The organism is Streptomyces sp. HSW2009 (assembly GCF_040240285.1).
Taxonomy (GTDB): Bacteria; Actinomycetota; Actinomycetes; order Streptomycetales; family Streptomycetaceae; genus Streptomyces.
Genome location: NZ_JBEHZD010000853.1, coordinates 1 through 2283 on the forward strand (window position 1 = coordinate 1; position 2283 = coordinate 2283).

Annotated in this window: 2 protein-coding genes; both read right to left on the minus strand. The window is 74.5% G+C overall.

Translation table 11 applies throughout. The features are described from left to right. Positions 1–41: 41 nt before the first annotated feature. A complete protein-coding gene (locus tag AAHZ94_RS32905) occupies positions 42–1472 on the minus strand; it encodes a hemolysin family protein (protein WP_349997372.1) in 1431 nt (476 codons plus the stop codon). Positions 1473–1668: 196 nt separating this feature from the next. Continuing rightward, the gene (locus AAHZ94_RS32910) at positions 1669–2124 is read right to left on the minus strand and encodes a PH domain-containing protein (protein ID WP_349997373.1); all 456 of its coding nucleotides are present in this window, start codon (positions 2122–2124) and stop codon (positions 1669–1671) included. Between the last annotated feature and the right edge of the window lie 159 nt (positions 2125–2283).

Sequence of the window (2283 nt, forward strand, 5' to 3'; positions counted from 1 at the left end):
CCCCCCCCATTTTTTTTAAATCAACCGCCCACCCCCGAGATCTACACACGGAGTAGCGGCGGCAGCGGCAGATGTTTATAAGCGCCCGCCGCGGGCGCCGCCCCGGTCCTGGCGAGCTGGCTGCCGGGCGCGGCCGGGGCCGGCACCACGGCCGGCGGCAGCACCGTACGGACGATGCGCACCCGCTCCGCCCGGTGATGACCCACCTGGCGGACCGCCAGTCTCCAGCCACCGGGCAGTTCGACGGTGTCACCCACCGCCGGAATCCGCCCGAGCACCCCGGCCACCAGGCCGGCAGCGGTCTCGTACGGGCCGTCCGGCGCGGCCAGCCCGATCCGCAGCAGGGTGTCCACGCGACAGCTCCCGTCGGCCTCCCACACCAGCCGGCCGTCCTCGCCGGCGATCTGGACCAGCTCCGGCAGGTCGGCCGCGTCGTGTTCGTCGCGCACCTCGCCGACGAGCTCCTCCACGATGTCCTCCAGCGTGACGACGCCGGCCGTGCCGCCGTACTCGTCCACCACCACGGCGATCGGCTGATCGCTGCGCAACTGCTTGAGCAGCAGTTGCACCGGCAGCGTCATGGGCACCAGGAGGGGCGGTTGGGCGATGGCGTCGACCGGCGTGTGCAGCCGGTCGCCCGCCGGTATGGCGAGCGCGTCCTTGAGGTGCACCATGCCGATCACCTCGTCCAGCCGCTCCCGGTAGACCGGGAAGCGGGACAGGCCGGTGGCCCGGGTCAGGTTCAGCACGTCCTGGCCGGTGGCGGTCGCGTGCAGGGCGCTGACCCGCAGCCGCGGCGTCATCACGTGCTGGGCGGTGAGCCCGGCCAGCGAGAGGGTGCGCACGAACAGGTCGGCGGTGTCCTGCTCGATGGCGCCCGCCCGCGCCGAGTGCCGGGCCAGCGAGACGAGTTCGCCGGGGGTACGGGCCGAGGCCAGCTCCTCGGTCGGCTCCACGCCCAGGGTCCGTACCAGCCGGTTGGCGACCGTGTTGAGCAGCGAGATCAGCGGGCGGAAGAAGCGGGCGAAGGCGTGCTGCGGGCCGGCGACGAAGCGGGCGACCTGGAGCGGGCGGGAGACCGCCCAGTTCTTGGGCACCAGTTCGCCGATGACCATCTGCGCGGCGGAGGCCACCAGCATCCCCACCACCACGGCGAGCCCCGGCACGGCGCCGGTGGGGACGCCGGTCGCGGTCAGCGGGCCGGTCAGCAGGTGGCCGAGGGCGGGCTCGGCGAGCATGCCGACCACCAACGAGGTGATGGTGATGCCGAGTTGGGTTCCGGAGAGTTGGAACGAGAGCTCCCGCAGCGCGCTGACCACGGTGGCGGCCCGGCGGTCGCCGCCGGCCGCGGCCCGCTCCGCGTCCGCCCGCTCCACCGTGACCAGGCCGAACTCGGCGGCGACGAAGAAGCCGTTGGCGAGGATGAGGAAGAACGCCGCGGCGAGCAGCGCGAGGGAGACGGTGAGGCTCATGCCGCCGCCTCCCGGGAACGTGGCGAGGCGGCGCGGGTACTACAGGACGAACCGTCCATCGGCGGAGGAATTCACTCCTCGGGTCGCAGGTGCCCCTCCGGGCACGCGCACGGCGCGCACTGCCACCGGAGGGCGGGGCGCGGGACGCGCCCCGGGCACCAGAGTAATCAAGGAGGAGTCGCCTGGGGCAGGGCCGTCAGCGGGTGTGGTCGCCGGTGCCGTAGGTCTCGGCGAGCGCCCGCAGCGCCCGCGCGTCGTCGATCGCCTGCGCCTTCGCGATGCCGGGCTGGATGCCGAGCACGGGCAGACTGGTGCCGTCGGCGAGGTCGAGGAAGACCCAGGGGTCACCCGGCCGGAGGTTGACCTTGAGGATTTCGGGCCACTCAAGGCGCCGTACGGTGGTCAGGTTGGTGATGGTCACCCCGTCCCGCTCGGCGACCACCTTGGGCCTGGCGAGCAGCGCGAGCACGCCGCAGAAGAGCACGCCGGTGAAGATGAAGCTGATCCGCTCGCCGGGGCTCAGGCTCGGCAGGGCCAGCGCGATGGCCAGCAGGGTGAGGAACAGCAGGATGCCGACGGCCAGCAGGACGACCCGGGTGCGGGTCGGGCGGAAGGTGATCGGCAGCTCGGGCTGGGGCGCGGGGGCGGACACGGGGCTGGCCTCTCAGGTGTGCTGGGTGGGTCGCCGCGGGGCCGGCTGGTGGCCGGCGCCCCCGGCGGGGGCCCCCGGGGGGGGCCGGGGGGGGCCCCCCCCGGGGGCGCCCGGGGGGGGGGGGCGCGGCGCACGCCGCCCCGCCGGCGGCGCGGGGGG

Bases quoted from the DNA above. Each gene is read 5' to 3' on its own strand.
- AAHZ94_RS32905 (WP_349997372.1), bottom strand. From the start codon at position 1,472: ATGAGCCTCACCGTCTCCCTCGCGCTGCTCGCCGCGGCGTTCTTCCTC.